This window comes from Verminephrobacter aporrectodeae subsp. tuberculatae At4 (assembly GCF_000193225.1).
Taxonomy (GTDB): domain Bacteria; phylum Pseudomonadota; class Gammaproteobacteria; order Burkholderiales; family Burkholderiaceae_C; genus Acidovorax; species Acidovorax aporrectodeae.
The window spans coordinates 1-1,529 of sequence record NZ_AFAL01000746.1 but is presented as its reverse complement, the minus strand read 5'-3'; the positions used below and the strand labels follow the sequence as shown (position 1 = coordinate 1,529).

The following is a 1,529-nucleotide window of genomic DNA, read 5'->3' as shown; positions in this document are numbered from 1 at the left end:
GCCCCGGCCTGCAGGTGATTGCGCTGTGCAAGGCGACCTCGGTGCGCGTCACGCGCCCGGGCGCTGCACCCGCCGCGGTGCCGGCGAATCAGCTGCGCGGCCAGGTCGCTGGCGTCGAGCGCGGTCCGCAGGGCGACGAGGTCACGCTGGAGTTGCCCGCGGGCGGTCGCATCATCGGCTTCGCGGACGCCCGCAGCGGCCTGCGCGTCCGGCAGCAGGCGCTGGCCGACGTCGAGGAATCAGCCGTCGTGGTGGCGCTGGCCGGTTGATTTTCTGCCCCGGGCCGGGGCAGGCCCTCATCCCGCGAGCAATTCGTGCAGCGTGCGCGCGATGACCTTGGTCGCGCGCCGCAGGTCTTCCAGTTGCAGGCGTTCGTCGGCGCGCTTGGCGTGCGATTCGAGCACGCTGCGCGGACCCGCGCCGTAGATCACGGCGGGAATTCCGCGCTGCGCGTACAGGCGCGCGTCGGTGTACAGCGGCGTTCCCACGGCGGGAACGGGCTCGCCGAGCACCGCCTGCGCATGCCGCTGGATGGCGTCCACCAACGGCTGGCTGGCCGCGAGCGGCGTCATGGCGCGGGCCAGCAGCAGGCGCTCGACGTCCACCGTGATGCCCGCGTACCCGCTGGCGGCCTGCGCGATCACGCGGCGGATCGTGGCCTCCACTTCCTGCGCATCCTCCTCGGGGACCATGCGGCGGTCGAGCTTGAACACGACCTTGCCGGGAACGACGTTGGTATTCGTTCCGCCTTCGATGCGGCCCACGTTCAGATACGGGTGCCCGATTCCCGCGACGCGCGAGCGGATCTGCCGGTAGCCCTGGTTTTGCGCGTACAGCGCGCCGAGGATATGCACCGCGCCCTGCAACGCGTCCACGCCCGTATGCGGCACGGCGGCGTGCGCCATCTGGCCGTGCACGGTGACCTGCAGTTGCAGGCAGCCGTTGTGCGCGCTCACGACCGCGTAGGAGAAGCCGGCGGCAATCACGAGGTCGGGCCGGGTCAGGCCGTTTTCGAGCAACCAGCCCGGGCCGAGTTCGCCGCCGAACTCCTCGTCGTAGGTGAAGTGCAGTTCCACCGCGCCCTGCGTGGGCCGGGCCACGGCCTCGAGCGCGCGCACGGCAAAGGTATAGCTCGCAAAGTCGCTCTTGCTCACGGCCGTGGCGCGGCCGTACATCGCGCCGTCGTGCAGTTCGGCGCCGTAGGGGTCGTGCGTCCAGCCCTCGCCGGGGGGCACCACGTCGCCGTGCGCGTTCAGGGCGATGGTCCGGCCCGCGCCGGGCGCGCCATAGCGGCGGCGCACGATGAGGTTGGTGATCGACTCCAGGCCATGGGCGCGCACGTCGGCTGCGGGAACGGCGTGCTTTTCGGCCGCGTAGCCAAAGTCCGCGAGCAACTCGGCCGTGCGTTCCGCGTGCGGCGCGTTGTTCCCCGGGGGGGTGTCGGTGGGAACGCGCACCAGGGCTTGCAGAAAGCGCACCTGCGCGTCGAAATGCTGGTCGATCCACGCGTCGAGCGCGCCGTGCGCGGC

The 1,529-nt window shown here is 71.7% G+C and carries 1 protein-coding gene and 1 pseudogene; one reads left to right on the top strand and one right to left on the bottom strand.

Translation table 11 applies throughout. The annotated features are described in order from the left end of the window. Nucleotides 1–269 (top strand): annotated as a pseudogene (locus tag VTU_RS34025) (TOBE domain-containing protein); the annotation flags it as partial. 27 nt (nt 270–296) lie between these two features. Here the strand turns inward: VTU_RS34025 and VTU_RS0121055 are convergent. After that, a partial coding sequence (locus VTU_RS0121055) for a M20 family metallopeptidase (protein ID WP_010108371.1) occupies nt 297–1,529 on the bottom strand: 1,233 nt, incomplete at its 5' end.